The organism is Erythrobacter aureus (assembly GCF_003355455.1).
Taxonomy (GTDB): domain Bacteria; phylum Pseudomonadota; class Alphaproteobacteria; order Sphingomonadales; family Sphingomonadaceae; genus Qipengyuania; species Qipengyuania aurea.
In genome coordinates, this window is record NZ_CP031357.1 from 799,602 (window position 1) to 822,870 (window position 23,269).

30 protein-coding genes and 1 tRNA gene are annotated in these 23,269 nt (G+C 63.5%); 15 read left to right on the top strand and 16 right to left on the bottom strand.

The genetic code is table 11. The features are described 5' to 3' along the window. From DVR09_RS03960 to DVR09_RS17085, 7 genes are all read right to left on the bottom strand, one after another. Entirely contained in the window at positions 1–231 is a 231-nt protein-coding gene (locus tag DVR09_RS03960; RefSeq protein WP_162814838.1) for a hypothetical protein, read from the bottom strand. Positions 232–394: 163 nt separating this feature from the next. Next, on the bottom strand, positions 395–547 hold the full coding sequence (locus DVR09_RS17080) for a hypothetical protein (protein ID WP_162814839.1): 153 nt from the start codon (positions 545–547) through the stop codon (positions 395–397). A 46-nt stretch (positions 548–593) separates the two neighbouring features. Beyond that, positions 594–1,298, bottom strand: coding sequence for an NAD(P)-dependent oxidoreductase (locus DVR09_RS03965; protein ID WP_115415783.1), 705 nt, complete (start codon positions 1,296–1,298; stop codon positions 594–596). A gap of 117 nt (positions 1,299–1,415) precedes the next feature. Then, complete coding sequence (locus tag DVR09_RS03970; RefSeq protein ID WP_115415784.1) at positions 1,416–1,904, bottom strand: DUF6692 family protein; 489 nt, start codon at positions 1,902–1,904, stop codon at positions 1,416–1,418. After that, the gene (locus DVR09_RS03975) at positions 1,901–2,428 is read right to left on the bottom strand and encodes a DUF305 domain-containing protein (protein WP_174223719.1); all 528 of its coding nucleotides are present in this window, start codon (positions 2,426–2,428) and stop codon (positions 1,901–1,903) included. The genes DVR09_RS03970 and DVR09_RS03975 overlap by 4 nt, the downstream gene beginning before the upstream one ends. A 408-nt stretch (positions 2,429–2,836) precedes the next feature. Next, positions 2,837–3,286 carry a hypothetical protein gene (locus DVR09_RS03980; RefSeq protein ID WP_115415785.1) on the bottom strand — a complete coding sequence of 150 codons (450 nt, stop codon included), beginning with the start codon at positions 3,284–3,286 and terminating at the stop codon, positions 2,837–2,839. Between the two features lie 2 nt (positions 3,287–3,288). Beyond that, the gene (locus DVR09_RS17085) at positions 3,289–3,450 is read right to left on the bottom strand and encodes a hypothetical protein (RefSeq protein ID WP_162814840.1); all 162 of its coding nucleotides are present in this window, start codon (positions 3,448–3,450) and stop codon (positions 3,289–3,291) included. 73 nt (positions 3,451–3,523) lie between these two features. Here DVR09_RS17085 and DVR09_RS03985 point away from each other — a divergent pair, with 73 nt between their 5' ends. Then, positions 3,524–3,961 carry a MarR family winged helix-turn-helix transcriptional regulator gene (locus DVR09_RS03985; RefSeq protein WP_115417776.1) on the top strand — a complete coding sequence of 146 codons (438 nt, stop codon included), beginning with the start codon at positions 3,524–3,526 and terminating at the stop codon, positions 3,959–3,961. A 171-nt stretch (positions 3,962–4,132) separates the two neighbouring features. Here DVR09_RS03985 and DVR09_RS03990 read toward each other — a convergent pair. After that, positions 4,133–4,220 (bottom strand) — tRNA-Leu (locus DVR09_RS03990). 110 nt (positions 4,221–4,330) lie between these two features. Further along, positions 4,331–5,167: an MJ0042-type zinc finger domain-containing protein gene (locus DVR09_RS03995; RefSeq protein ID WP_115415786.1), complete on the bottom strand. Its 837-nt coding sequence runs from the start codon at positions 5,165–5,167 to the stop codon at positions 4,331–4,333. 155 nt (positions 5,168–5,322) lie between these two features. Here DVR09_RS03995 and ftsE point away from each other — a divergent pair, with 155 nt between their 5' ends. From ftsE to DVR09_RS04015, 4 genes are read left to right on the top strand one after another with little or no spacing between them, the layout of a single operon-like run. Then, positions 5,323–6,048 carry a cell division ATP-binding protein FtsE gene (gene ftsE, locus DVR09_RS04000; protein WP_115415787.1) on the top strand — a complete coding sequence of 242 codons (726 nt, stop codon included), beginning with the start codon at positions 5,323–5,325 and terminating at the stop codon, positions 6,046–6,048. Beyond that, positions 6,045–6,977 carry a cell division protein FtsX gene (locus tag DVR09_RS04005; protein ID WP_115415788.1) on the top strand — a complete coding sequence of 311 codons (933 nt, stop codon included), beginning with the start codon at positions 6,045–6,047 and terminating at the stop codon, positions 6,975–6,977. Before ftsE ends, DVR09_RS04005 begins: the two co-directional genes overlap by 4 nt. Further along, on the top strand, positions 6,974–7,504 hold the full coding sequence (locus tag DVR09_RS04010) for a YdcF family protein (protein ID WP_115415789.1): 531 nt from the start codon (positions 6,974–6,976) through the stop codon (positions 7,502–7,504). The genes DVR09_RS04005 and DVR09_RS04010 overlap by 4 nt, the downstream gene beginning before the upstream one ends. A gap of 8 nt (positions 7,505–7,512) precedes the next feature. After that, positions 7,513–8,193, top strand: a complete 681-nt coding sequence (locus DVR09_RS04015; protein ID WP_115415790.1) for a lysophospholipid acyltransferase family protein — start codon at positions 7,513–7,515, stop codon at positions 8,191–8,193. A 58-nt stretch (positions 8,194–8,251) separates the two neighbouring features. On the opposite strand, the gene DVR09_RS04020 is transcribed toward DVR09_RS04015, so the two are convergent. Beyond that, complete coding sequence (locus tag DVR09_RS04020; protein ID WP_115415791.1) at positions 8,252–8,752, bottom strand: MarR family winged helix-turn-helix transcriptional regulator; 501 nt, start codon at positions 8,750–8,752, stop codon at positions 8,252–8,254. 75 nt (positions 8,753–8,827) lie between these two features. Between DVR09_RS04020 and DVR09_RS04025 the strand changes: the two genes are divergently transcribed. Next, positions 8,828–10,291 (top strand): serine hydrolase domain-containing protein, encoded by a 1,464-nt coding sequence (locus tag DVR09_RS04025; protein ID WP_162814841.1) that lies wholly within the window; start codon positions 8,828–8,830, stop codon positions 10,289–10,291. A gap of 75 nt (positions 10,292–10,366) precedes the next feature. Here DVR09_RS04025 and DVR09_RS04030 read toward each other — a convergent pair whose 3' ends face one another. Together DVR09_RS04030 and hisC are read right to left on the bottom strand one after the other, a co-directional pair. Then, positions 10,367–11,272, bottom strand: a complete 906-nt coding sequence (locus tag DVR09_RS04030; protein ID WP_115415793.1) for a prephenate/arogenate dehydrogenase family protein — start codon at positions 11,270–11,272, stop codon at positions 10,367–10,369. Then, the gene (gene hisC / locus DVR09_RS04035) at positions 11,269–12,351 is read right to left on the bottom strand and encodes a histidinol-phosphate transaminase (protein ID WP_435867806.1); all 1,083 of its coding nucleotides are present in this window, start codon (positions 12,349–12,351) and stop codon (positions 11,269–11,271) included. Before hisC ends, DVR09_RS04030 begins: the two co-directional genes overlap by 4 nt. A 178-nt stretch (positions 12,352–12,529) precedes the next feature. Here hisC and metX point away from each other — a divergent pair, with 178 nt between their 5' ends. Then, complete coding sequence (gene metX / locus DVR09_RS04040; RefSeq protein ID WP_115415795.1) at positions 12,530–13,618, top strand: homoserine O-acetyltransferase MetX; 1,089 nt, start codon at positions 12,530–12,532, stop codon at positions 13,616–13,618. Next, complete coding sequence (gene metW, locus DVR09_RS04045; RefSeq protein ID WP_115415796.1) at positions 13,615–14,214, top strand: methionine biosynthesis protein MetW; 600 nt, start codon at positions 13,615–13,617, stop codon at positions 14,212–14,214. Before metX ends, metW begins: the two co-directional genes overlap by 4 nt. A gap of 3 nt (positions 14,215–14,217) precedes the next feature. Here metW and DVR09_RS04050 read toward each other — a convergent pair whose 3' ends face one another. Continuing rightward, the gene (locus DVR09_RS04050) at positions 14,218–14,718 is read right to left on the bottom strand and encodes a prolyl-tRNA synthetase associated domain-containing protein (RefSeq protein WP_115415797.1); all 501 of its coding nucleotides are present in this window, start codon (positions 14,716–14,718) and stop codon (positions 14,218–14,220) included. Further along, positions 14,718–15,110, bottom strand: a complete 393-nt coding sequence (locus tag DVR09_RS04055; protein ID WP_115415798.1) for a VOC family protein — start codon at positions 15,108–15,110, stop codon at positions 14,718–14,720. The genes DVR09_RS04050 and DVR09_RS04055 overlap by 1 nt, the downstream gene beginning before the upstream one ends. A 114-nt stretch (positions 15,111–15,224) precedes the next feature. Between DVR09_RS04055 and DVR09_RS04060 the strand changes: the two genes are divergently transcribed. The 3 genes from DVR09_RS04060 to DVR09_RS04070 all read left to right on the top strand — a co-directional run bounded on the left by DVR09_RS04060 (position 15,225) and on the right by DVR09_RS04070 (position 16,835). After that, positions 15,225–15,593 carry a hypothetical protein gene (locus tag DVR09_RS04060; RefSeq protein WP_115415799.1) on the top strand — a complete coding sequence of 123 codons (369 nt, stop codon included), beginning with the start codon at positions 15,225–15,227 and terminating at the stop codon, positions 15,591–15,593. 73 nt (positions 15,594–15,666) lie between these two features. After that, positions 15,667–16,086 (top strand): hypothetical protein, encoded by a 420-nt coding sequence (locus DVR09_RS04065; protein ID WP_115415800.1) that lies wholly within the window; start codon positions 15,667–15,669, stop codon positions 16,084–16,086. Positions 16,087–16,163: 77 nt separating this feature from the next. Further along, positions 16,164–16,835, top strand: a complete 672-nt coding sequence (locus DVR09_RS04070; protein WP_115415801.1) for a glutathione S-transferase family protein — start codon at positions 16,164–16,166, stop codon at positions 16,833–16,835. A gap of 362 nt (positions 16,836–17,197) precedes the next feature. On the opposite strand, the gene mutM is transcribed toward DVR09_RS04070, so the two are convergent. Then, on the bottom strand, positions 17,198–18,013 hold the full coding sequence (gene mutM / locus DVR09_RS04080) for a bifunctional DNA-formamidopyrimidine glycosylase/DNA-(apurinic or apyrimidinic site) lyase (RefSeq protein WP_115415803.1): 816 nt from the start codon (positions 18,011–18,013) through the stop codon (positions 17,198–17,200). A 237-nt stretch (positions 18,014–18,250) separates the two neighbouring features. On the opposite strand from mutM, the gene DVR09_RS04085 reads away from it, so the two are divergent. The 4 genes from DVR09_RS04085 to DVR09_RS04100 are packed head-to-tail and all read left to right on the top strand — an operon-like array spanning position 18,251 to position 22,748. Then, positions 18,251–18,982: a class I SAM-dependent methyltransferase gene (locus tag DVR09_RS04085; RefSeq protein ID WP_115415804.1), complete on the top strand. Its 732-nt coding sequence runs from the start codon at positions 18,251–18,253 to the stop codon at positions 18,980–18,982. Between the two features lie 3 nt (positions 18,983–18,985). After that, positions 18,986–20,548, top strand: coding sequence for a 2-polyprenylphenol 6-hydroxylase (ubiB, locus tag DVR09_RS04090; RefSeq protein ID WP_115415805.1), 1,563 nt, complete (start codon positions 18,986–18,988; stop codon positions 20,546–20,548). Beyond that, the gene (locus tag DVR09_RS04095; protein WP_234041549.1) at positions 20,515–21,657 is read left to right on the top strand and encodes a hypothetical protein; all 1,143 of its coding nucleotides are present in this window, start codon (positions 20,515–20,517) and stop codon (positions 21,655–21,657) included. Before ubiB ends, DVR09_RS04095 begins: the two co-directional genes overlap by 34 nt. Beyond that, entirely contained in the window at positions 21,654–22,748 is a 1,095-nt protein-coding gene (locus DVR09_RS04100; protein WP_115415806.1) for a hypothetical protein, read from the top strand. The genes DVR09_RS04095 and DVR09_RS04100 overlap by 4 nt, the downstream gene beginning before the upstream one ends. Here DVR09_RS04100 and DVR09_RS04105 read toward each other — a convergent pair. Then, complete coding sequence (locus DVR09_RS04105; RefSeq protein WP_115415807.1) at positions 22,702–23,091, bottom strand: hypothetical protein; 390 nt, start codon at positions 23,089–23,091, stop codon at positions 22,702–22,704. The two genes, DVR09_RS04100 and DVR09_RS04105, sit on opposite strands and share 47 nt — an antisense overlap. Positions 23,092–23,269 lie beyond the last annotated feature (178 nt).

Here is a 23,269-nt window from a genome sequence, read left to right on the forward strand (position 1 = left end):
CTACGCCCGTGCTTGCGGAGGCGGGGTTTCGGGGACGCGCGCGGTGCTTGCCAGGGGAAAGCCGGTAATGTCGGCGAACAGGGATAGAACTGTCAGGCGGTCTCGGGGCGCCATTGCATCATCGACGAGGGCCAACGGAGAAATGCAGCCGTGAGTTACGAGGCACTCGATCCGCATATTCTCGCACGGAGGCCCGTCGCTGTCGTGCGCGGGCGAGGGTTCGGCCGCCATGCGCATCTCGGTGCAATCGCCCCCCACCGCCGTGGAATCTTGCGGAATTGCCGATGCATGGGCGATCGATTGAACGAATAGGCCGCAAGCAATCAAGACGAGTGCAAAGGTGCGTAGCATTCGGACATATCGTGCAGGGGCGGTCGGCTCGGCCAAAGTGTGCTTATCCCTGCTGGTCCGCGGCAGCCTCTGACGCCGCTTGCCAAGCGCCCATGGGGCCGAGATAGATATCGAGCTTTCCCAACCCCTTGCCTTGCCAGCCGATCAGACAGGACAGTTGGGAAAGTCCCGGCGTCTCGATCTTTTCCAGAACCATGTCGTGTCCTTACGCTCCTTGCCGCCAAATCGGCGCATGTATTCGGTCAGGCGATGCCGAGTTCGGTTTTCAACGCGGTCATGTCTTCGAACCGGTTTTCTTCCGGCCGTCCGATCGCCGGCTTGGCCTGCACCCACGTGTTTTCGCAGACGAATTCGAGAAGGCTGGCCGCCAAGTCGGCATGACGGCATCGCAAACAGCCTTCGGCCAGCCGCTCGTCGGAGATGATAGCTTCGCCGGTAAAGGGTGCGTCCAGGAGCCATCCAGGACGGGCTGCGGTCCAGTCGAGGTCGGTCTCGCGCTCCAGCGTCTTTTCCATCGCTCGCATTTCTTGGAGGATATTGTGAAGCGCGGGCCTTGCCATGAGTTCGAACCACGCCGGAATGCTGGGCTGCGGCTCTACGAAAGCCGCCGAGGTTACCACGATGCGGCGGATCGATGTTTCCCGCATCGCAAGAATTAGCTTTCGCGTTCCCTCTGTATAGAGCGGAGGCGGGTGGATGGCTGTCGAGGGGCTTAACGCGACCCCGAGCGCAGAAATGATCGCGCGGCATCCTTCAAGATTATCGGCGAATCCACCGTTCAGGACATCGCATTCGATGTATTCGACGCCTTCGATCCGATCCGATGGCGGGGGCAAGGAGTGTTCGAATGCCCGCACCGCCACGTCGCGGCGGATTGCCTGACGCAGGATTTCGCTCCCGGTTTTTCCTCCGGCTCCGAAGACGGCAATGGGGGATGTATCGCTCACTGGCTTACTGCCCTTGTCTCTGCTCCGTCCTGCGATCGGCAGCGCGCGATCGAGGCGGATGTGCGTGGATGCTGTCAGGCGAACGCCGGCGGATGCCAGCGCCCTCCCGGGCGCGGGCTAGGTCTCGTCACTGTCGCAGGTTGTGTAGCCCCAGAAGCCGAACTCGTCCTTCGCTCGCGGGACAGCGACGATCATCTCTTGCATTTGCAGGCCAGCGGTTCCCCGATCGTCGAGCAGGCGCGTCCGGATGCGAAGCTCTCCGTTGGCAAAGCTCCCGAGACCGTTCGACGTTACCGGGATGAGCTTGCCGTTGATCTTGATCGCGCCCCGCCCGTCGCCATCATGGACGAAAGAGGGGAAAGCGACTTCGGTCAGGCGGAACTGGCAGGCATTCTCGGCTCCGAGAGCGGCGAGGTCCGCATCGCTCATCGTCTCGGGAAGCATCAGCCCTGGGCTGAGATTCGCGAGCGCGCTGGCCGCGTTCTCGATCGGAGCCGCGCTCGCCGGTGGATCGAGCCTGGCCTCCCGGTCATTTCCGACGGCGGTATTCGAATTGCAGGCCGCCAACGGTGCCGCGGCCAATGCGATGAAGGCGATCCGGTTCATTGCTGCATCTCCTCGGGCAGGCGTTCTGAGGTCCTGGGGCCATTCCGTTCGATATCGTCGATCAGATATTTCATCTCGGCGATCTCGCGGCGCTGCGCGACAATGATAGCCTGGGCGAGTTCGCGCACACGCGGGTCCTTCAGGCTGGCCCTTTCGCTCGTCATGATCGCGATCGAGTGGTGCGGGATCATCGCCGCCATATACTCGGTGTCATCGACGGTGGTCTGGCTGCGCACGAGCCACAAGGCGAGCGCGAAAACCAGGGCGCCGACACCCAGAATGACGAAGTTCTTGGTCCGGTCCTTATACATGCCCCACATGAAGAGCAGCATGACGACCATCATCATCGCGCCCATCACGAACATCATCCAGAAGCGGGTTTCGCTCCAGAAGACATCGTCCATGTCGAACGTGTTGGCATACATCAGGAAGAACATGATGACGGTGGAAGTCGAAACCATGGCCATGAATCGCCAATAATTGCCGCCCCCTGCCTTGTCGGAGTGGGATGGAGTTTCGGTCATGCTGCTTCACCTTTCTTCGACATGGTTTCTCAAACAGTGCCAAGCGAACGATGTCCGCCCAGCCCCTGCAATATCTCGATAGCGGCTGTAACGCGCCAAACGACGGGCGCGGCGAAAAGCATGGGGCCGTCGGGGCGCGCAGCAGAGTCTGCGCCTCTGCGTATCTTGGCTATGATGGCGCACCTTCTTCCCTGCCCTGTCTCACGAGGATGAGAACATCCTGTCAGGCAATACGATGGACCGGGGCGCATCCCTCAAAATTTGTTCGGAGATCGACCGCAGGACATCCGCTCGTCGCTTCCTGCGGATACGCTTCGCGACGATCGCGAGGGCGGGACCGGGCGATCCCGTTGTAGACCGCAAACAGATAGAGCGCGCATTTTTCCTGCCGCCAAGGTGCCAAGAAACCTAGCGCCCGGCTGACGAGCGACGGCGGGCGGTGAGCTTGCGCCCGTCCAGCGCGTTCTTCGTCAGAAGCCAGAGATTGACCGCGCCTGCGGCGAGTTCGACCATTTGTATGGCATAGAATGTTCCATCGAAATCGCCGGCTTTCGCCTTGGCGGCCAGAAACAGCGCCGAAGGGATGAGAATCAGAACGCCGTTGGCGGCAATGATCGGCATCCGCTTGCGCTTTTTGCCGACGAGACCGCTCGATCGCCCGCCGCCGAGTGCGAAGCCGGTTCCGCCGACTGCCGCCAAAGCGGGAACGAGAATGATGAAACCCCACGGGATGAGCGTCTTGACCAGAACCACGAAAGGTTCCGAGCCCGAGAGTTCGGAGATGGCGGTAGAGAGCCAGAAAATTGCGATCATGAGGATCGCAACTCCACCGGCGAGAGGATGGATGATCTTCTTCATTTTCACTGTCCCGATCCCGCTGCGAGCGGCGCATCGGTGCGGATCGCGCGGCGATATCCAGGGCCTTCGACCACCGGCACGATTTTGAGCTCGCGCTTCTGCGTCGCAGCGGCGGCGAGGGCCATCGCGCTTTCCCGGATGGCGAATGCGGTAAGATGTGTCATTGGACCTTCCTCTCATCTACATAGCATGCTATCTTCATATACACAGCATGCTATGGATATTCAAGGTCACGAGATGTCATTCGAGAAAAACGGCTCCATGGGCTTTGTCACCAACCGGCTGGCGCGGTTGTTCGCCCAGCATCTGCACGCCCGAATCGCGCCTCTGGGGCTCGCTCCGGCGCAGTTCATGACGCTTCTGGAACTTTGGGAAGGCGATGGTCTGACCCAGGCAGAGCTTACCGATCGCCTCGATGTCGAGCAGGCGACCATGGCCAACACCCTCTCGCGGATGAAGCGGGATGGACTGATCGAGCGGACGCCGCATCCGCACGATCGGCGCGCGCAGCTTGTCTGGTTGACCGACAAGGCGCGAGCCCTCGAACAGTCGGCAAAACAGGCGGCGCATTCGGTCAACCAATTGGCGCTGGCGGGGTTGGAGGGGGTCGATGCCGCAGAGGTGCTCGGTCATATGAACGCGATGATCAAAAGCTTGCGCGAAGAGCCCGGATGAGAGTGCCAGGGCCCCAGACACGGGACGGCAAAGGCCTTTAGGTCCTGACGCCTGGGCGACGAGCGTCAGCCATAGCGAGCGTTCCGATACTCTTTCCGATATGATCCGAAGGGCGGCTCGAAGATCGCGCTACCCTTGAAGCCTTGGACGATCTCTTCGATTTCAAGGGATTGGTGCGGTCGAGAAGACTCGAACTTCCACGGGTTATTCACCCACAACGACCTCAACGTTGCGCGTCTACCAGTTCCGCCACGACCGCACACAGTCTGCATCGGGAGCGAATCCTGCTGGATGCTCCCGCCGGTAGGAGCGCGCCACTAGCAGCGAGGCTGCGCCCCCGCAAGCACCTTTGTTGACCGAATCCGAAAGCTAGCGCGGTGCCCAGCCGATATCCGCGAACACGGCCGACTTCGGTACATCGGTGACGGCTTCGTTGATGGTCAGCTCCTCGCCCGGCGCCAGGTTCGATTGGGGGGGCTGGACGACCCAACTGTAGACCTGCCGCTCGCGCTGGTCGCGCAAAACGATCAGAATTGGCGGGATCTGCCGCGATTCGCGCGCGGTATTCGTGACAATGATCCGCGCGCCGAAGAATTCGGTCCCGTTGGGCAATGTACGCCGTTCCTGCTGGTCCACGGGGAAAGCCAGTTCGAGATCGGGTTGCGCGGCTCCGAACAGCGGGCGTGTCACCGGCACCCATTCGGGGAGGCCGCCATAGTTTACCGCCGCCACGGTGCCGAGTGCGATTACCGCGAAGAGGGCCGCGGCCCAGGTCCATAGCTTGGTGACGTTCCGGCGCGGACGGAACGGGGGAGCATGATCGAAGCGTGAAGGCCCTTGTTCGGTTTCGGCCTCCGGCGGCGGCGGGAGATCCTCCTGCACTTCGCCATAGGGCGGTGCGGTTTCGTCGAAATCAGGCCCGTCGCGGCCGGTTCTTCCGCTATCCGCGTCGTCATATGTGAAGCCCGGCTTGGCTGCCGGATCGGGTGCGGCCGGCCTTTCGACTGCAGCCGGTTGCGGCGCAGTCGGCTCTGGCGGCGGTGGCGGTACCGGCACTATATCGACGTCCGCGAGGCGTTCGGCATCGGGGCCGTCCTGGAACCAGCTATGCTTGCATTTCGCGCAGCGCACCGTGCGCCCGTCGAGTCCGATGGCACTGTCGGGCACGACATAACGCGTCGAGCAAGCGGGGCAGGCGATGATCATGGTGACCCAAGGCCTTAGGCTGCCTCGTGAATCACGACAAGCGACTGCCCTGTTCGCAAACCCAGACGGCGCCTTTTTTCCACATGCAAGCGCGGGTATAGGCTGTTTCGGACAATGACGGGCGCTTTCTTCCTCTTGATCGACCGGGCCGGACAATGAGCGGCTCCGAGGGCGAAGTCGTCCAGTTCGACAATGTCGGGTTGCGTTACGGCACCGATCGCGAGGTGCTCTCCAATGTTTCCTTCACACTCTATCCGGGGCGGTTCTATTTCCTCACCGGGGCCAGCGGCGCGGGCAAGACCTCGCTGCTCAAGCTGCTCTATCTCGCCCAGCGCCCGTCGCGCGGCGCGATCCGCCTGTTCGGGACGGATGTCATAACCCTGCCGCGCGAACGCCTGCCCGCCTATCGCAGGCGGATGGGCGTGGTTTTCCAGGATTTCCGCCTGGTCGACCATCTCTCGGCCTTCGACAATATCGCGCTGCCGCTTCGCGTGTCGGGCGTCCGCGAGGCGGATCTGCAGGGGCCGGTGTCCGATATGCTCGACTGGGTGGGGCTCGCCAACCGGGCCGACGCCCGTCCGGCAACGCTCTCGGGCGGCGAGCAGCAACGCGTCGCCATCGCGCGCGCGGTAATCGGGCGGCCCGATATGCTCGTGGCCGACGAGCCGACGGGCAATGTCGATCCCGAAATGGCGCTGAAGCTCATTCGCCTGTTCGAGGCACTCAATCGTCTCGGCACCACCGTGGTGGTGGCGACCCACGATGTCCACCTGCTGCGAAAAGTGCCCGATTCGCTTATCATGCGGCTCGACAAGGGCGCATTGTCGGACCCCACCGGCGCGCTGCGCTATCCGCCACGCCGTGTGGGGGCGGGGGAATGAAGAAGCCTCCGGTCGTCACCCGCGCGGTGGAGCGCGGCCTGTCGCCCTTCCGCGGCCGCCGGGCAGCGCATCTCCTGCCGCAGGCGCGCCTGGGCGGGCCGATGCCGTGGGTCATAGCGATCATGGTCGCGCTTGTCGTGCTGGCCGCAGGTGGCGGGCTGGCGCTCGGTAATCTGGCCGACCGCGCGAGAGGAGAGCTGGCGGGCAGTGCGACGGTCCAGATCGTCGAAGCCGATCCCGCTCTGCGCGCGCAGCAGGCGCAAGCGGCGGCGGCGATCCTCGCTCAGGACTCCGCGGTTGCGAGCCTGTCGGTGGTTCCGCAGGAGACGGTGGCGCAATTGCTCGAACCCTGGCTGGGCACCGACGATCCCGAACAGACCGTGCCGCTCCCTGCCCTGATCGACATGCGCTTGCGCGACGGCGCCGATGCGGCGACGCTCGATCGATTGCGCAGCCTGCTTGTCGACCAAGCGCCGTCCGCACGGATCGATACGCAGGCGCAATGGCTGGCGCCGGTCCTGTCGGCGCTTTCCTCGCTCGGCTGGATGGCGCTTGGGCTGATCGCCCTGCTCGCCTTTACCGGCGCGGCAGCGGTCTGGCTGGCGGCACGCAATGCGCTGGGTGCCAATCGCGAGACAATCGAGATCGTCCATCTTCTCGGCGGCAATGACGACCAGATCGCCCGTATTTTCCAGAGATCGATTTTCGCCGATGCGCTGGTCGGGGGCGTGTTGGGGCTGGTGGTCGGTGCCATGGCCGTGTGGCTGATGGGCGCGCAATTCGCGGCGCTGGATTCAGGTCTGGTGTCCGGCGGCGGCCTTGAGACGAGCGACTGGCTGGTCTTGGCCCTTGTCCCCGTGGGCGCGGTTGTTCTAGCGGTCTACACGGCACGTTTGACCGTGCTGGCCTCGCTCAGGAAAATGCTGTGATTCTCCGTTTATTCGCCGCCGCCCTGCTGGTTTATGCGTTCGGTTTCCTCGGCTTCGCCGTGTCCCTGCCGAAGCCGGTTTCGGGCGAGCCGACCGATGCCGTCGTCGTGCTCACCGGCGGGCCGGGCCGCATCGCGCGCGGTCTTTCGGTGGTCGAACAGGGGCTGGCAAAGGAAATGTTCGTATCCGGTGTCGATCCGGAAGTGCGACCCGCCGAATTCGCGGCCGAATTCGATGTATCGGCCCGCACGATGGAATGCTGCGTCAAGCTCGGCTATCTCGCGGTCGATACCCGCAGCAATGCTGGCGAGGCTGCGCAATGGCTCAAGGAGAACGACTTTCGATCCGTCCGGCTGGTGACGACGGACTGGCACATGGCGCGGGCCGGTTCCGAATTCGCCGAAACGCTTCCGCCGGAGATAAGAGTAGTCGAGGACGCGGTTTCCTCGCACCCCAATCTCGCCACGCTCTATCTGGAATATAACAAGCTTCTGGCCGCCGCGATTTCGCAAGGCCTGCCGAGCTGAGGCCCCCCATGCGACTGCTGCGTAACTTTGCCTTCTATTTCGCTTTTTACGTCGGCTCCCTGCTGATTACCTCGGCTTCGCTGATTGCGCTTACCTTCAGCGTGGAGGCATTCCGGGCGCGGGTGCGGGACTGGTCGCAATGGCAGCGGTGGTGCCTGACCCATCTGCTCGGTTGCGAGATAGTGATCGAAGGCGCGCCGCAGAATGAGCCGGTCCTGTATGCGATCAAGCATGAGAGCTTCTTCGAAGCGATCGATGCACCCGCGCTGCTGGATTGCCCCAGCGTATTCGCCAAGCGGGAACTGTTCGACATCCCGCTATGGGGCCGTGCGGCGGCTGCCTTCGGGCTGGTGCCGGTCGAACGCGAGGCCGGTGCCAAGGCGTTGATGAAGATGATCCGCTCGGCCAAGGCGTTGGTTGCCGAGGGGCGCCCGCTGGTAATCTTCCCGGAAGGCACGCGCGTGCCGCATGGCGAGAAGCGCAAGCTGCAGGCAGGCTTTGCGGGCCTTTACAAGATGCTCGGCCTTCCGGTGGTGCCGGTCGCGGTCGATAGCGGGCCGATCTATCACAGGCGACTGAAAAAGCCGGGTCGGATCACGTATCGCTTTGGCGAGCCGATCCCGCCGGGCCTCCCCCGTGCGGAAGTGGAAGAGCGGGTGCGCGAGGCGATCAACGCGCTCAACGGGTGAGTTCGCCGCGCCCGCAAGCCCAGGAAACCGGCTGTGGGAAAGCGTCGGCATCGCAAATCTAGCCGCAGTGGTCCTCGACGCGTTGGGAAAGCGGTTTCCTCTCCAGTGCATCTTCCAGCCGATCGATCGCGGCGATGGCATCGCCTGCTTCCGCGTTCAGTTCGATCGCGGCCTTGTCGAGCGCATCGAACAGCGGGGCCAATTGCCGGGCGAGAGCCATCCCCTTGTCGGTCAGGGCAAGTACGCGTCGCCTGCCGTCGCGTTCATCCGCCCGTGACCCAACCAGGCCCTCCTTCTCGAGCGCGCCCCTGATGACGCTTATCGACACGTGCGAAACCTGCAGGCGGTCGGCGAGGTCGGTAACCGACATCGGCTCCCCGCTGCGAAGGCAATTGAAAACGGGAAACCAGCGCTGCTCGAAGGCGACCCCGCGCTTTTCATAGAGCGCCTTCGCTTCACGATCGATCCTGTCGCTCAGGCGCCTCAGGCGTCCACCAAGCGCGGCAGCGCCATGGGCTCGGACCGCGTCTTGGGCAGGTTCTTCGGGTGCTTTTCTCATGCGGCTTGACATATCCGTAACTGATTACATAAATGAGTTGCGATGACAAATTGGAAGTGAACCCCACAAATGTCGATGACGAAGATTTTTTGCCGCAAGGTTCTGGCCATAGGTGCTGCAGCGGCACTCCTTGCTCCCCTTTCGGGATGTCTGGCGCCTCTGGACCGGACTGCCGCACCGAGCCTGGAAAGCTATGCGTCACAGCTCACAGAAACCGCCGACTTCAGCGGCGTAATTCTGCTGGCGCGAAAGGGCGAAATCGAGTTTCAGGGGGCTTATGGGCTGGCCGATAGGCAAACCGGGCGAGCGAACACGGTCGACACGAAATTCAGCCTCGCGTCGGTGCCGAAGATGTTCACGGCGGTAAGCATCCTCCAGCTTGTCGATGCCGGCGCAATTTCGCTGGATGACACGATCGGCACACACCTGCCCGACTATCCGAACCGGGCCGCGGCAGAGCGCGTTACCATCGAGCATCTTCTGATGCACACGTCCGGTGTCGGTAATTACTGGGAGGCGATGGAGAAGCTGGATGGTGCCAGCCTGGACAGCCATAGCGACTATCTGCCGCTGTTTGCCGACATCCCGCTCGAACATGAACCGGGGACGGCGTTTTCCTATTCGAATGGCGGCTATGTCGTTCTTGGGCTGATTATCGAAGCGGTGACCGGTACCAACTATTACGACCATGTGCAGGCTGCGGTCTTCGACAAGGCCGGAATGCAGGATACAGGGTATTTCCTCCCCGGAAAGCCGGTGCCCGATCGCGCCCAAAGCTACATGCGATCCGTCGAGCGTCCTGGGTCATGGGATGACATGGCCGCCCGCGCCGAACCGCGCGGCAGTGCGGCAGGGGGTGGCTATTCGACTGCCGGCGACCTGCTCCGCTTCGCCACCGCGCTCAAGCAACACCGGCTGCTGAGCCCGGACATGACCGATGTCTTCCTGCAAGGACGCCTTGAAACACCGGTTGGGAAGTATGGCTACGGAATCATCGAACAATCTCTCAACGGAACGCGTCTCCTCGGCCATTCCGGCGGGCATTACGGTGTCGCGGCGGAGCTGATGATGTTTCCGGACCTCGATACCGTTTTCGTCGTCCTCTCCAACGGCGATGTCGACGCTTACTGGGATGTGGAGATGTATGCCCATGAAATGATCGCCGGACCGACCGATGAGACCCGCAATTACGCCTTCACCAAGCAGCTCATCGCGGAAACGGTTGCGAAGGGATACGATGCCGGATTGAAAATGCACCGCAACCGCGACGCCGTGCGAAAGGCGCGGGGCGGCGTGATCGATCTGGCTGCCTTCAAATATATTCACCGGAGACACTATGATAAGGGGATCGATCTTCTGCGCCTGAACCGAGCGATAGCGCCCGATTCCGATGACGCCATCTTCAGTCTGGCACAGGGTTTGCGTACTGCCGGACGAAACGAGGAAGCGCTCGAAACCTACCGCGCCTATCTTGAGAGAGTGCCCGACAGCTCCGAAGCGAAATCCCTCATCGCTGCGATCTCGCGGGAAGGTTCCTGATCCCTTTTCGCCCCGGCGCCGGTCGTCGGGGAAATCGGGTTCCGGCAGGCTGACAGCCAGCCAGCCGCTCACCGCCTAGTGGTCGCCCCGCCCGAAATCCGCCCTCGCATCGTCCTGGCCTTCGTCGATGATCGAACGGCGGATCGTGCGGGTGCGGTCGAACAGGTCGAACAGGGTGTCGCCGTCGCCGTTGCGGATGGCGCGCTGAAGGAGGCTGAGATCCTCGGTGAAGCGCCCCAGCACTTCCAAAACCGCGTCCCGGTTCGACAGGAAGACGTCGCGCCACATGGTCGGGTTGCTCGCCGCGATGCGAGTGAAATCGCGAAAACCGCCGGCTGAATATTTGATCACCTCGCCCCGGGTCACATCTTCCAGATCGCTCGCGGTGCCCACGATGGTATAGGCGATGAGGTGCGGGATATGGCTGGTTACCGCAAGCACGAGGTCGTGGTGGTCGGCATCCATGATTTCGACCTTCGCGCCAAGGCCCTCCCAGAAGGCGCTGACGGCTTCGATGGCATCTTGCGGTGCGTCCTTGCCCGGAGTTAGAATGCACCAGCGATGGCGGAAAAGTTCGGCAAAGCCTGCATCCGGCCCGCTCTTCTCGGTTCCGGCGACCGGATGGGCGGGGATCACCACGGCCCCGGGCAGTGCCTTGGTCAGCGCCTCGCCCACGCTGCGCTTGGACGATCCCACATCGCTGACCACGGTTCCCGGCCTCAGATGCGGAGCTATGGCTTCCGCGGCATACCCCATGGCGCCGACGGGGACGCAAAGGATGACCAGATCGGCCTCGCCCACGGCATCGGCCACGCTGTCGCACACGGCGCCGACCAGCCCGCGTTGTGTGGCACGGGCGCGCACGTCGGAATCGGCATCCCAGCCAGTGGTCGCGACTTCGGGCTGCATGGCGCGCGCCGCCAAACCGATCGATCCCCCGATCAGGCCCAGCCCGATAATCGCCACGCGCTCGATGGTCATGCGTCTTCCCCGCACAAACTGCGCAGCACGCCGATGATCTCGTCCATTTGATTTGCGGTGCCGATGGTAATGCGCAGCGCTTGCGCCAGGCCCTGCCCGGGCAGGTGGCGAACGGCATATCCCGCCTCGGCTATGGCATCGAGCGCGGTTTCGGCCGCAAGATCTCCCTCGAACAGGATCAGCACGAAATTCGCCTTGCTGGGTATTGCGCGCAGGCCGTGATTGCCCAGCCCCTCGATCGCCGCGATAAAGCGCTTGCGCTCCTCGCGATTGGCCTCGCGCGAGCGGGCGAGAAAGGCGTGGTCGGCGATGGCGGCCAAGGCCGCACGCTGCCCGCTGGAGGTGACATTGAACGGGCCGCGAATGCGGTTGAGCACATCGATCAGGTTGGGCGTGCCCGTTGCCCAGCCGATACGCTCGCCAGCCAGGCCGTAAATCTTCGAGAAGGTACGCGTGACGAGCACATTCTCATGCGCCATCGCCAGGTCGAGCCCGCCGTCATTCTCTCCGGGTTCGAGATATTCGGCATAGGCCTGATCGATCACCAGCAGGGCGTCGCCGGGCAGTCCCGCATGAAGCCGCTCGACCTCTGCCCGCGGCAGATAGGTCCCAGTCGGATTGTTCGGATTGGCGAGGAACACGACCCGTGTGCGCTGTGTCACCGCGGCGAGCAGGGCATCGACGTCGGCGGTGTAATCCGTGTCCGGCGCTTCGACGGGGGTCGCCCCGCATCGGCGCGCGGCGATGTCGTAGACCGCGAAGCTGAAGCGGCTGAAAAGCACCTCGTCGCCCGGCCCAGCGAAACCCTGCGCGGCAAGGTTGAGCAATTCGTCCGAACCCGTCCCGCACACGATTCGCGCCGGATCGATGCCGTGCTGCTTGCCGATCGCGGCGCGCAGGGCCGTGGCGTCCGGATCGGGGTAGGCGGCAGGCACATGATCGGTTGCCAGTGCCGCCAATGCCGAGGCGCTACAGCCCAGCGGGTTCTCGTTGGCGGAGAGTTTGACGAGCCTGCGCCCGTCGGCGCGGGTCGACTTGCCGGGGACATAGGCGTGGATGCCCTCGATCCAGGGCTTCATTGTGGGAGCTTGCTTTGCCATCTGTGCTTCGCCGCATGAAAGAATTACGTCGCTTCGACAAGCACAGGACGAGTGGCGAGGAAAAAACATATCTCGCAAAGGCCGAGGCTGAGCTTGTCGGAAGCGAAGCTGGCGCGTAGCGCCAATCCTTGTCCTGTTCCTCTCGCGAAGGTCAGTTTTGAGCGCGACGTCGCAAACGATCACACTACCCGGACCGCTCCCTCTCGATGGGGGAGGCGAGCTCGCGCGTGTCGAGGTGGCGTTCGAGACTTATGGCGAGCTGAATGCGGACCGGTCCAACGCGATCCTTCTGTGCCATGCGCTGACCGGCGATCAATATGTCGCCTCGGCCCATCCGATCACCGGCAAGCCCGGCTGGTGGGAACGGATGGTGGGGCCGGGCAAGCCGATCGATACGGATCGCTTCCACGTTATCTGCGCGAATGTCATCGGCAGCTGCATGGGCTCGACCGGCCCCGCAAGCGCGGCCCCCGACGGCAGCCCCTATGGCATGCGCTTTCCGGTCATCACCATCCGCGACATGGTGCGTGCGCATGTCGGCCTGCTCGATGCGCTCGGGATCGACCGTCTCCATGCGGTGGTCGGCGGATCGATGGGCGGGATGCAGGCGCTCAGCCTTGCCGCCAACTGGCCCGAACGCACTGCCCGTGTTCTGGTGATAGCCTCGACCAGTCGCCATTCGGCGCAGAACATCGCTTTCCATGAACTTGGCCGACAGGCGATCATGGCCGATCCGCGCTGGAAGCAAGGCAATTATTACGGGGGCGAGGCGCCCGATAACGGCCTCGCCGTGGCGCGCATGGCAGCGCATATCACCTATCTTTCCGAAGAGGCGCTGACCGGAAAGTTCGGGCGGAACCTGCAGGACCGGGACGCCAAGAGCTTCGGTTTCGATGCCGATTTCCAGGTCGAAAGCTATCTGCGGTATCAGGGCAGCGGCTTCACCCGGCGGTTCGATGCCAACAGCTATCTCTATATCACCCGCGCGATGGATTATTTCGACCTTGCGGAAGAACATGGCGGCAGGTTGGCCGATGCGTTTGCGGGGGCGGATGCGCGTTTCTGCCTCGTCAGCTTCGACAGCGACTGGCTCTATCCCACGAGCGAGAGCCGTCATGTCGTTCACGCCCTGAATGCGGCGGGAGCCGCGGTGAGTTTCGTCGAACTTTCCGCGCCGCACGGGCATGACAGCTTCCTGCTCGACGTGCCCGCGCTCGACCGGGTTATCGGGGGGTTTCTGGGATGAACCATCCCGCAACCGAACTGCGCCCCGATCTCGCGGTGATCGCTGACCAGATCGAGCCGGGCAGCCGGGTACTCGATATCGGTTGCGGCGATGGCGCGCTGATGCTGGCCCTGCGCGACAAGGCATGCGACGTGCGCGGGATCGAGATCGACGGTGCCTGTGTCGAGCGCTGCGTATCGCAGGGCCTGTCCGTGGTGCAGGGCGATGCCGACCGGGATCTGGGCGATTATCCGGATAAAGGGTTCGACTATGCCGTGCTGAGCCAGACGCTCCAGACCGCCGAACGGCCCGACCGGATGCTCGATGAATTGCTGCGCGTGGGCAGGCGGGCCTTTATCAGCTTCCCCAACTTCGCGCATTGGCGCACCCGCGCCGCGCTGATGCTGGGCGGCCGCATGCCGGTGACGCGCAGCATTCCGGTGAGCTGGTACGAAACGCAGAACATCCACCACGTCACCATTCTGGACTTCCGCGACCTCGCTGCCGAAAAGGGCGCGACCATTGTGCGCGACTGGTATTTCGCCAAAGAGCGCCCGATCGGTCGCTTGGCCGCCAATAGCCGTGCGGAGTTTGCTGTGTTCGAACTCGCGCGCTGATCGTCAGCCGGCTTTCTTCGGAATTTCCGCCACGTGCGGTTCATGCCCCCAATGGCGCAGCAGGGCGAGGACATGCTTGCCGGACAGGCCGAGCGTGCCGGTGTTGCGCAAGGGGTGGACGTTCATCCGCTCCGCCTCGGCGAGCGATCGGTCGAGCACCACGGTCACACTTTCGGGCTGTGCGTTGATCATCGCGAGAGGTGTGACCGAACCGGGCGTTATGCCCAGCAGGCGGTCCATATCCCCGGCCTTGCCGAAACTCACGCGCTTGCAGCCGATCGCGGCGGGCAGGGCCTTCAGATCGGCGCGTGCCTCGGCTGGCACGGTGACCAGCCAGAAGGCGCCGCCCGCATCTTTCAGGAACAGATTCTTGGTATGCGCGCCGGGAATGTCGGCATCGATGTTCCGGCTCTCCTCGACTGTAAAGACCGCCGCGTGCTCATGCGCTTCGAACGGGATTGCCAGCGCGTCGAGGTCCGCCAGCAATCCCGCTTCGCCGCGCATCACGCTTCGCGGTGGATGCCGCAGATTTTGTGCCCGTCGAGATCGCGGAAATAGGACAAGTGCATCGTGCCCATGGTGTTCTGGCGCGGGCCCGGCGGGTCTTCGATGCTGGTGCCGCCGGCCGCTATGGCCGCATCGTGCAATTCCTTCACCTGTTCGCCGCTGTCGCATTTGAAGCCGATCGTCATGCCATTGGCGCAGGTGGCTGCTTCGCCATCGATCGGCTGGGTAAGGCAGAAGGTGCCGCCATTATGCATGAAGAAGACGCGCTTGTTGCCCTTCGCATCGGTATTGTCGATCGCCATTTCGCAGCCGACGACCTTGAGCACTTTTTCGTAAAAGGCCTTGGCCTTGTCGATATCGTTGGTGCCGATCATGATGTGGTTGAACATCCCGTCTCTCTCCTTTGAGTTTCGATTCGCCACCTTACTGGGCCGCAGCATCCTGACAAGCGGCGATCGTATTTCGTCGCTTGCGGTTCAGCCAGGCGCGCGTAAAAGCGCCGCATGTCGACTATCCTCGCCTCGCTCGCCCTGTCCTTCATGCAAGCCGCCACCGGCGCTCCGGCTGCCGCCGCCACGGACCTGCCCGATCTCACGCTCGAACAGGCCAGCGGCTTGCGCTGTTCGGTGGCCTTCGGCCTGGTCCACCGCGCCCAGCGCGACGGCGAACTCGCCAACTATCCCGTCATGGCCGAGCGCGGGCAGGAGTTCTTCGTGCGTACCACCGCCCGGCTGATGGACGAGCTGGGGGCGGATCGCGATACGATCATGGGCCTGGTGGTGCGCGAGCATGAAGAGTTCGGCGGATCGCCCGAGCGGCTGGACGAAGTGATGCCCGCCTGCCTGCTGATGCTGGACGCATCGGGTCTGTAACTCCCGTTCAGGATCGCGTCAGTGCGCATGCGCTAGCGGTGTGCGCCGATTGTGAACCTGCCGGGGATACCTCATGCGCAAAATCCTCCTGCCCGCCTTGCTCGCGGCGCTCGCCACTCCCGCGATGGCTGAAGCCGCCGGACCCACCAACGCGCCGCTTGCGGCCCTGGGCGAACAGATGCACGATCCCGAACGTCAGCGGGACATGGCGCTGATGCTGCGGGCGATGACCGAAGTGTTGCTCGATATGCCGATCGGTCCGCTTGCCGAAGCCGCCGCCGAAATGGCGGGTGAGGACGTGCGCCCTATCGATCCCGATATGACGCTGCGCCAAATGACGCCCGAAGCCGATCGCATCGGCGACGAAGTTTCGCGCAATGTGCCGCGCGCCATGCAGGCCGCCGGTTCGATGGCCGAAGGTCTCGCCGCGATGACCCCGCTGCTGCGCGAAATGGCCGAGCGGTTCCGCGAAGCGATGCCGGAACGCGATTGATCCACCGCTAAATTGGCACCTTGCCTTCTTGGCCCGGTGGACGGGCGGCCCGCCCTTGTGGCAATGCGGCTGAATCCATGTGGCAACTTCATCAATTCCCCCTGTGTCCCTTCAGTCGCAAGCTGCGCCTGTTGATGGGCGAAAAGAACGTCGCTTACGAGCTGGTGCGCGAATACCCTTGGGAAGGGCGCGACGAGCTCTGGCACCTCAATCCTGCCGGGCGGACGCCGGTCTTGCATGACCCCGCGCGCCAGGTGGCGCTGAGCGACAGCCAGGCAATCTGCGAATTCCTCGAAGAAACGGTCGACCGCACACCGTTGATTTCCGGCAGTGCGCTGCAGCGTGCGGAAATCCGCCGCCTCGTCAGCCTGTTCGACGAGAATTTCTACCACGACGTGACCGAACCCGCGCTGCACGAGAAGATGAAGAAACGCATTGTCTTGCGCCAGTCGCCCGATGGGCAGGTGCTGCGCCAGTTGGGCCGGATGCTGCACGGCCATCTCGACTATATCGACTGGCTGGTCGATACGCGCCAATGGCTCGCGGGGCCGACGTTGAGCCTCGCGGACCTGACCTGCGCAGCGCATCTGTCGGTGGTCGATTACCTCGGCGCGATCGACTGGAAGGGGCACGAGCAGGCGCAGGGCTGGTACATGGTCATGAAAAGCCGCCCCAGCTTCCGCCCGCTACTGAGCGAAAAGATGGACGGCCTGCCCCCGCCACGGGAATATGCTTCGCTGGATTTGTGATGGCGGGCAGCCGGTCTTAGATGATTATGCCTTGCCGGTAAGCTATCTTTGCAGGCCCGTGGATCTTGCTCCCGCGCTTAGTGATCTCAAGCGATACTGAGGCACGATCAATCCGAGTAAATAGAACACCGAGACATTTGTAGAATGTCATGTCTCGTCCAATATTGGCCTCGACGTGAAGTTCGATCCGGTCGGGATTGGGGCCATAGTTGCGCACCACTGCGTCATCGCCGTAGAACCGTCTCACCGTGTCCATGACAAAAGCTCTTTCCGCTTCCGTAAGAGGTGCCGGTGTTTGCGGCAGCAGGGGGTCGGATGCTTCAGGCATTTGCTAGCAATAGCTGCAAGACGTTTCTGTTCAACTACCTCTGACAAACGGGACAGTACCATGTGCTGCGCCCGCCCTGCACGATGCGGCGGATCGTGCCGCCGTCTTCGTGGTGGCAGGGCTCGCCCTCGCGGCCGTAGACGTGGAAGCGAGTGGCGAAATAGCCCAGCTCGCCATCGGGCTGGGCGAAGTCGCGCAAGGTGCTGCCGCCGTCGCGGATGGAGCGCTCGAGCACATCCTTGATTGCCGGGACGAGGCGGCGAAGTTGCGGCATGGTCACCTTGCCGCCTGCCTTTCTTGGGGAAATGCCCGCATGCCACAGCGCCTCGCAGACATAGATATTGCCGAGGCCCGCCACGATCCGCTGGTCGAGCAGCAGCAGCTTGATCGCCTGCTTGCGCCCGCGCGTTGCCTCGCGCAGGTGCTCGGCTGTCAGGTCATCGCCCAGCGGCTCCGGCCCCAGCGCGGCGAAGGGTTTCCACGTCACCAGCTCGCCGCTGGTCATCAAATCGACCGATCCGAACCGCCGCGGATCGTTGAGGGCAAAGACGTTGCGCTGCGTCTCGATCACCAGATGGTCGTGCTTGTCGGCCTCCTCCGGATCGATCCGCCACCGCCCGCTCATGCCGAGATGAAAAACCATCGCGTGGTCGCGGCTGGTATGGATGAGACCGTATTTCGCGCGGCGCGAAAGATGCGTCACGCTTGCCCCGGTCAGCGCCTGCACCAGATCGGGCGGAAAGGGGCGGCGCATATCGGGCCGGTTCACGCGCACGCTGACGATCCGCTCGCCCTCGAGAAAGCGCGCCAGACCGCGCACTGTGGTTTCGACTTCGGGTAGCTCGGGCATGGTGCAAGAGCGGGTAACAGGGACTCTTGATGGCGTCTATTCGCTCCCTTCGGTCGCTGCGCCCTGTTCCGTCCCACGCCCCCTCCCGACCACCCACGGCACGGTATCTTATGGGTGGTCGGGAGGGGGCGTGGGACGGAACAGCAAGGGAAGCGCGGATGCGCTTCACGCACGCGACAAAAACTCCCTTCCAACCCGCATTTACCTTGCGCCCATCACCCCCTAAGGCCGTTACCCATGAACGACACCGTTTCCTTCGGCTACGAAGACATCGACGCGACCGAAAAGACCGGCCGCGTGGGCGAGGTCTTTTCCAATGTCGCCGCCAAATACGACGTGATGAACGACGCCATGAGCGGCGGTATGCATCGGCTTTGGAAAAATCGCTTCGTCGCGCGCGTAAAGCCGCAGCCGGGCGAGGCGATCCTCGACATGGCGGGCGGCACGGGCGACATCGCCTTCCGCATGGCGGAGCGCGGCGCGAGTGTCACCGTTTCGGACATCAACCAGGACATGCTCGATGTCGGCATTGAACGCGCGATGGAGCGCGGGATCGACGGGTTGGTCTGGAGCCGCCAGAACGCCGAGGAGCTGACCTTCTCCAGCCGCACATTCGATGCCTACACCATCGTCTTCGGCATCCGGAACGTCACCTATATCGACAAGGCCTTGCGCGAGGCCCACCGCGTTCTGAAGTTCGGCGGTCGCTTCTATTGCATGGAATTCAGCCAGACCGAATGGCCGGGCTTCAAGGAAATCTACGACCTCTATTCGCACAAGGTCATGCCGCAGCTCGGCAAGGTGATCGCGAATGACGAGGACAGCTATCGCTATCTCGCCGAATCTATCCGCCGCTTTCCCAGGCCGGCCGAATTCGAGGCGATGATCCGCGATGCCGGTTTCGAGAATACACGCGTCGAATCGATTCTCGGCGGCGCCGTGAACATTCATTCGGGGTGGAAAATCTAGAGCGTGGTACGGCCCGCAACCCACATCTGGCGGCTTCTCAAATGGGGCCGCACGCTGGCACGCCACGGTGCGCTGCGCGGGATTGAGCGCGATCCCAACACACCGCCGCCGGTCAAGCGGCTGGTGCGTATTGCCCGCTTCGGCACCGTGCAGCCCAAGGAACCCGACTATGCGGGCGCTTTCCGCGAAATCGGCCCGGCGGCGATCAAGCTCGGCCAGACGCTCGCCACGCGGCCCGACCTCGTCGGCGAGGACGCGGCCCGCAATCTGCTGACCTTGCAGGACGATCTGCCACCGGTCGCCTTCGAGCACATCAAGCAGAGTATAGAGGCGAGCTTCGAGCAGCCTCTCACGGCGCTGTATTCCGAATTCGATCCCGTCCCGATCGGTGCCGCCTCGATCGCACAGGTTCACCGCGCGGTCACGACCGAGGGCAAGCAGGTTGCGGTCAAGGTGCTGCGCCCCGGCGTGCGCGAGCAGTTCGCGCGCGACATCGACACCTATGAATGGGCCGCCGCGCATGTCGAGGCGATGGGCGGCGAGGCTTCGCGCCTCCGCCCGCGCCTGGTCATCGCCAATTTCAAGCGCTGGACCAATCGCGAACTCGATCTCCGGCGCGAAGCCGCCTCCGCCTCGGAACTCGCCGAACATATGGTCGGCACGCCTGGATACGAGATACCCGGCATCGACTGGGACCGCACCAATGGCCGGGTTATGACCATCGACTGGATCGACGGCATCAAGATCAGCAATACCGAGGCCATCCGCGCGGCGGGCCACGATACCGAAGACCTTGCCAGTCGTCTGGTGCTGGCCTTCCTCAAGCAGGCGATCGCTGCGGGCTTCTTTCATGCCGACATGCACCAGGGCAATTTGTTCGTGAAGGCGGACGGGACCATTGCCGCGATCGATTTCGGCATCATGGGCCGGATCGACCGGCGCGCGCGCATGTGGCTGGCGGAAATCCTCTACGGGCTGACGACCGGCAATTACAAACGCGTCGCCGAAATCCATTTCGAGGCGCAATATGTGCCGAGCTATCACAATGTCGACGAATTCGCGACGGCGCTGCGCGCGGTGGGCGAGCCGATGCGCGGCAAGCCGGTGAGCGAGCTGTCGGTCGGGCAGATGCTCGACGGACTGTTCGCCATTACTCGCGATTTCGACATGCAGACGCAGCCGCACCTGCTGCTGCTGCAAAAGACCATGGTGATGGTCGAGGGCATCGCCACGCAGCTCAATCCCAGCATCAATATGTGGGACACTTCCGCACCCTATGTCCGCAGCTGGATCCGCGACGAGCTGGGTCCGGAAGCCGCGATTGCCGACCGTATTCGCGAGGATACCGAGACGCTGCTGCGCATTCCCGACCTCGTCCGCAGGATCGAGGATCGCTTTCCGCCCAAGGGCGGCGCGCCCGAACCGCCACCGCTGCCCGATGTGGAATTGATGTGGGAAAGGCGCCGTCGCAAGGAGCGTTCGCGAGGGCTGCTGGGCTATGCCGTGGCGGCAGTGGCAGGGGGGCTGGCGACATGGGCGGCGATAGCACAGGGGTGGATCGGCTAGGCAAAGCCGCTACGGCGCCAGCCTGGGACCGCTTCGCCCACTGGAGGTCATGGCCCGCCCGCATTCTGTTGGCGGCGGTGGTTGCCCTGCTGGTTCTTGCCGCGCTCACTCCGCTGGGTGCACGCATGGATGGCATGCCCGCGGAAGGTCTCGACCTGCCCTCCAACGAGCCGTCAGCCGAGAGCCAACCTCGGCGCGACGATGATCTTGCCTTCTACGATCGCGTGATCGAGCGGATCGCGGGCGGTGAGGCCTATTACGATTTCGTCGTCGAGGAGCAGCGCGCGAGCGACTATCCGGTGCGTCCGGGCCTTGCGGTGCGGCTCCCGACGCTCGCCTATATCCACGCTGCTCTGGGCGAAGCGGGGATGACTGTCCTCGCGATCCTGCTGATGGGCGCGACTGTCTGGGCGTGGTGGAAACGCCTCGGCGAAGAACCGGGCGGTCGGCGCGTGCAGCGGATCGGTACGGCGTTCATGTTGATGGGCGCTTCGCTCGGGGTCCACCGCTATCATTTCGTGCTGCATGAACTGTGGGCTGGAATGCTTCTGGCGCTGGCCTTTGGGCTGCACCGGCCCGGGCGCTGGGGCGGGGCTCTGGCTGTGGCGGCCCTGGCTTTGGCCATCCGCGAACATGCCTTGCCTTTTGTCCTACTCATGGGCGCGATGGCGGTCTGGCGGCGCGATTGGAAGGAGGCAGCGGCATGGGGCGTTCTGATAGTGGCTTTTCTTGCGGCAATAGCCTGGCATTTTTCGCTGGTTTCGTCGCACGTCCTGCCCAGCGATCCCGAAAGCCCCGACTGGCTGGTGCTGCGCGGATTATCGGGCTGGCTCGGCAATATCGTCTTGAGCTCGAACCTGCGCTTCCTGCCGCATGAAATTGCCGGACCGCTGGTTCTGCTGATGGTGCTCGGCTGGGCGGGCTGGAAATCGCCGGCAGGCACGACCGGTACGCTCCTTTTTCTTGGCTATGGTCTTGCCTTCATGCTCGCGGGTCGGGCGAACAATTTCTACTGGGGGGCGGTCGTGGCGCCTGCAATGTTCGTCGGGCTCGCCTTCGTGCCCATGGCCATCACGTCTTTGGTGCAATCTGCGCGAGGTAAGGCGTGACCCTGCCCGAACGGCCTTTCGCACGTTTGCCGCGTTGGGCGGCATTGGCGCTGCTGCTGGCTCTGCTGTTCGCCTGTGTCTGGAACGCCTTTGCGCTCGAGGCGCGCAATGCTGCGCACGAGGCGGATATCGAACAGCGGCTCGAACGCGGACAGCGGGTCGATATGGACCTCTACCGCGCGGTCAACGCGCGCGTGGCGGCCGGAGAGGACTATTACAGAGCGGTGGCAGACGAGCATCGCGATTTCGGCATGCCGCTGACGCCTTTCGTCACTGTGCGTACACCGATTCTGGCATGGACGAGCGCGCTTTGGGGGGAAGGGGGCTGGCGCATTATCGCGGTAATTCTCTGGAGCGCGAATGTGCTGGGTTGGATGGTCGCTTTGCGACGGGAACGGCGGTTGGAACGCCTCGCCGCAGGTGCGCTGGCCGGGCTGTTCGGCATGGTGGCGTTCATTGCCGACATTCCTTTCAGCCACGAAATCCTGGCCGGGATGCTGCTGTCGCTGGCGCTGGCCGCTTCGGCGGGCAGCCTGTGGGTTGGCGGCTTGATGCTGGCATTCGCCGCAATCGCCTTGCGCGAACTGGCGCTGCCCTTCCTGCTTGCGTGGGGCGCCATCGCCATATTCGCGGGCGAACGACGCAAGCTGGTCGCGATTTCAGGCGCACTGGTCCTGATCGCGCTTGGCCTTGCCCTTCACGCGTCGGCTGTCGCCGATGTGCGTGCGCCCGGCGATCTCGTCTCGCCGGGCTGGCGCGGGATGGTCGGACCCGCTCTGCCGTTTTACGGCATCCACATCACCACCTTGCTGCAAACGCTTCCTGCATGGCTCGCCGGCCCGCTCGGTGTGCTCCCGCTGTTCGGCTGGCTTGCCGTGGGTGGTCGGCTTGGCACATTCGCCAGCCTGTGGTTCGCAGGCTTCATGGCAGCGGTCGCGATTTTCGCGCGGCCGGAAAATGTCTATTGGATGGGCCTGTTCATCCCCGCCTACGGTGTTGGGCTGGCCTTCGCCCCACGTGCTCTCGTCGACCTGGCCGGTGCGATCAGGCGTCCGGTTTCGGAACGCCCCAGGCCCGCATTGCCACGATGATGACGATGCAATGGAAAGCCTCCACCGCCATGGGCATCATCCACCCGTCATAGGGGCCTTGCGCGATCACGTTGATGAACCGCCCGATAAAGGCGATGCCGAACAGGCCGAGCGCGGGCAGCAACGCTTCGGGACGCCGTTTCCATGCGCCCCAGGCAAGCGACACCGCAGTCACATAGAAGAACGCGGTCATGTCTCCGCGCAGGGTGGATTCGCCATGAGTGGATGCGATCGCCAGCCCGAAATCGCCCGCCGCGCCTGCCGGGTCGACCAGAAAGCTGGTTCCCAGCACCAGATCGAGGATCGCCAGCGCAAGCAGTATCGCGCTCAGGATCACATGCATGAAAACCTCCCCGTTTCCCCTTTTTTCACCATGTGATGTTAGGCGGATTCGGGAAAAACGCCAGTGCTATGCGCTGGTCATGTCGGACAGGGGGCGCTAGCAAGCGCAGCGATGAGTTTACGGGTTACCATTCGCCGATCGGCCCGGAAGGGCACGGGCATGATGCAGGCCGGTGGGG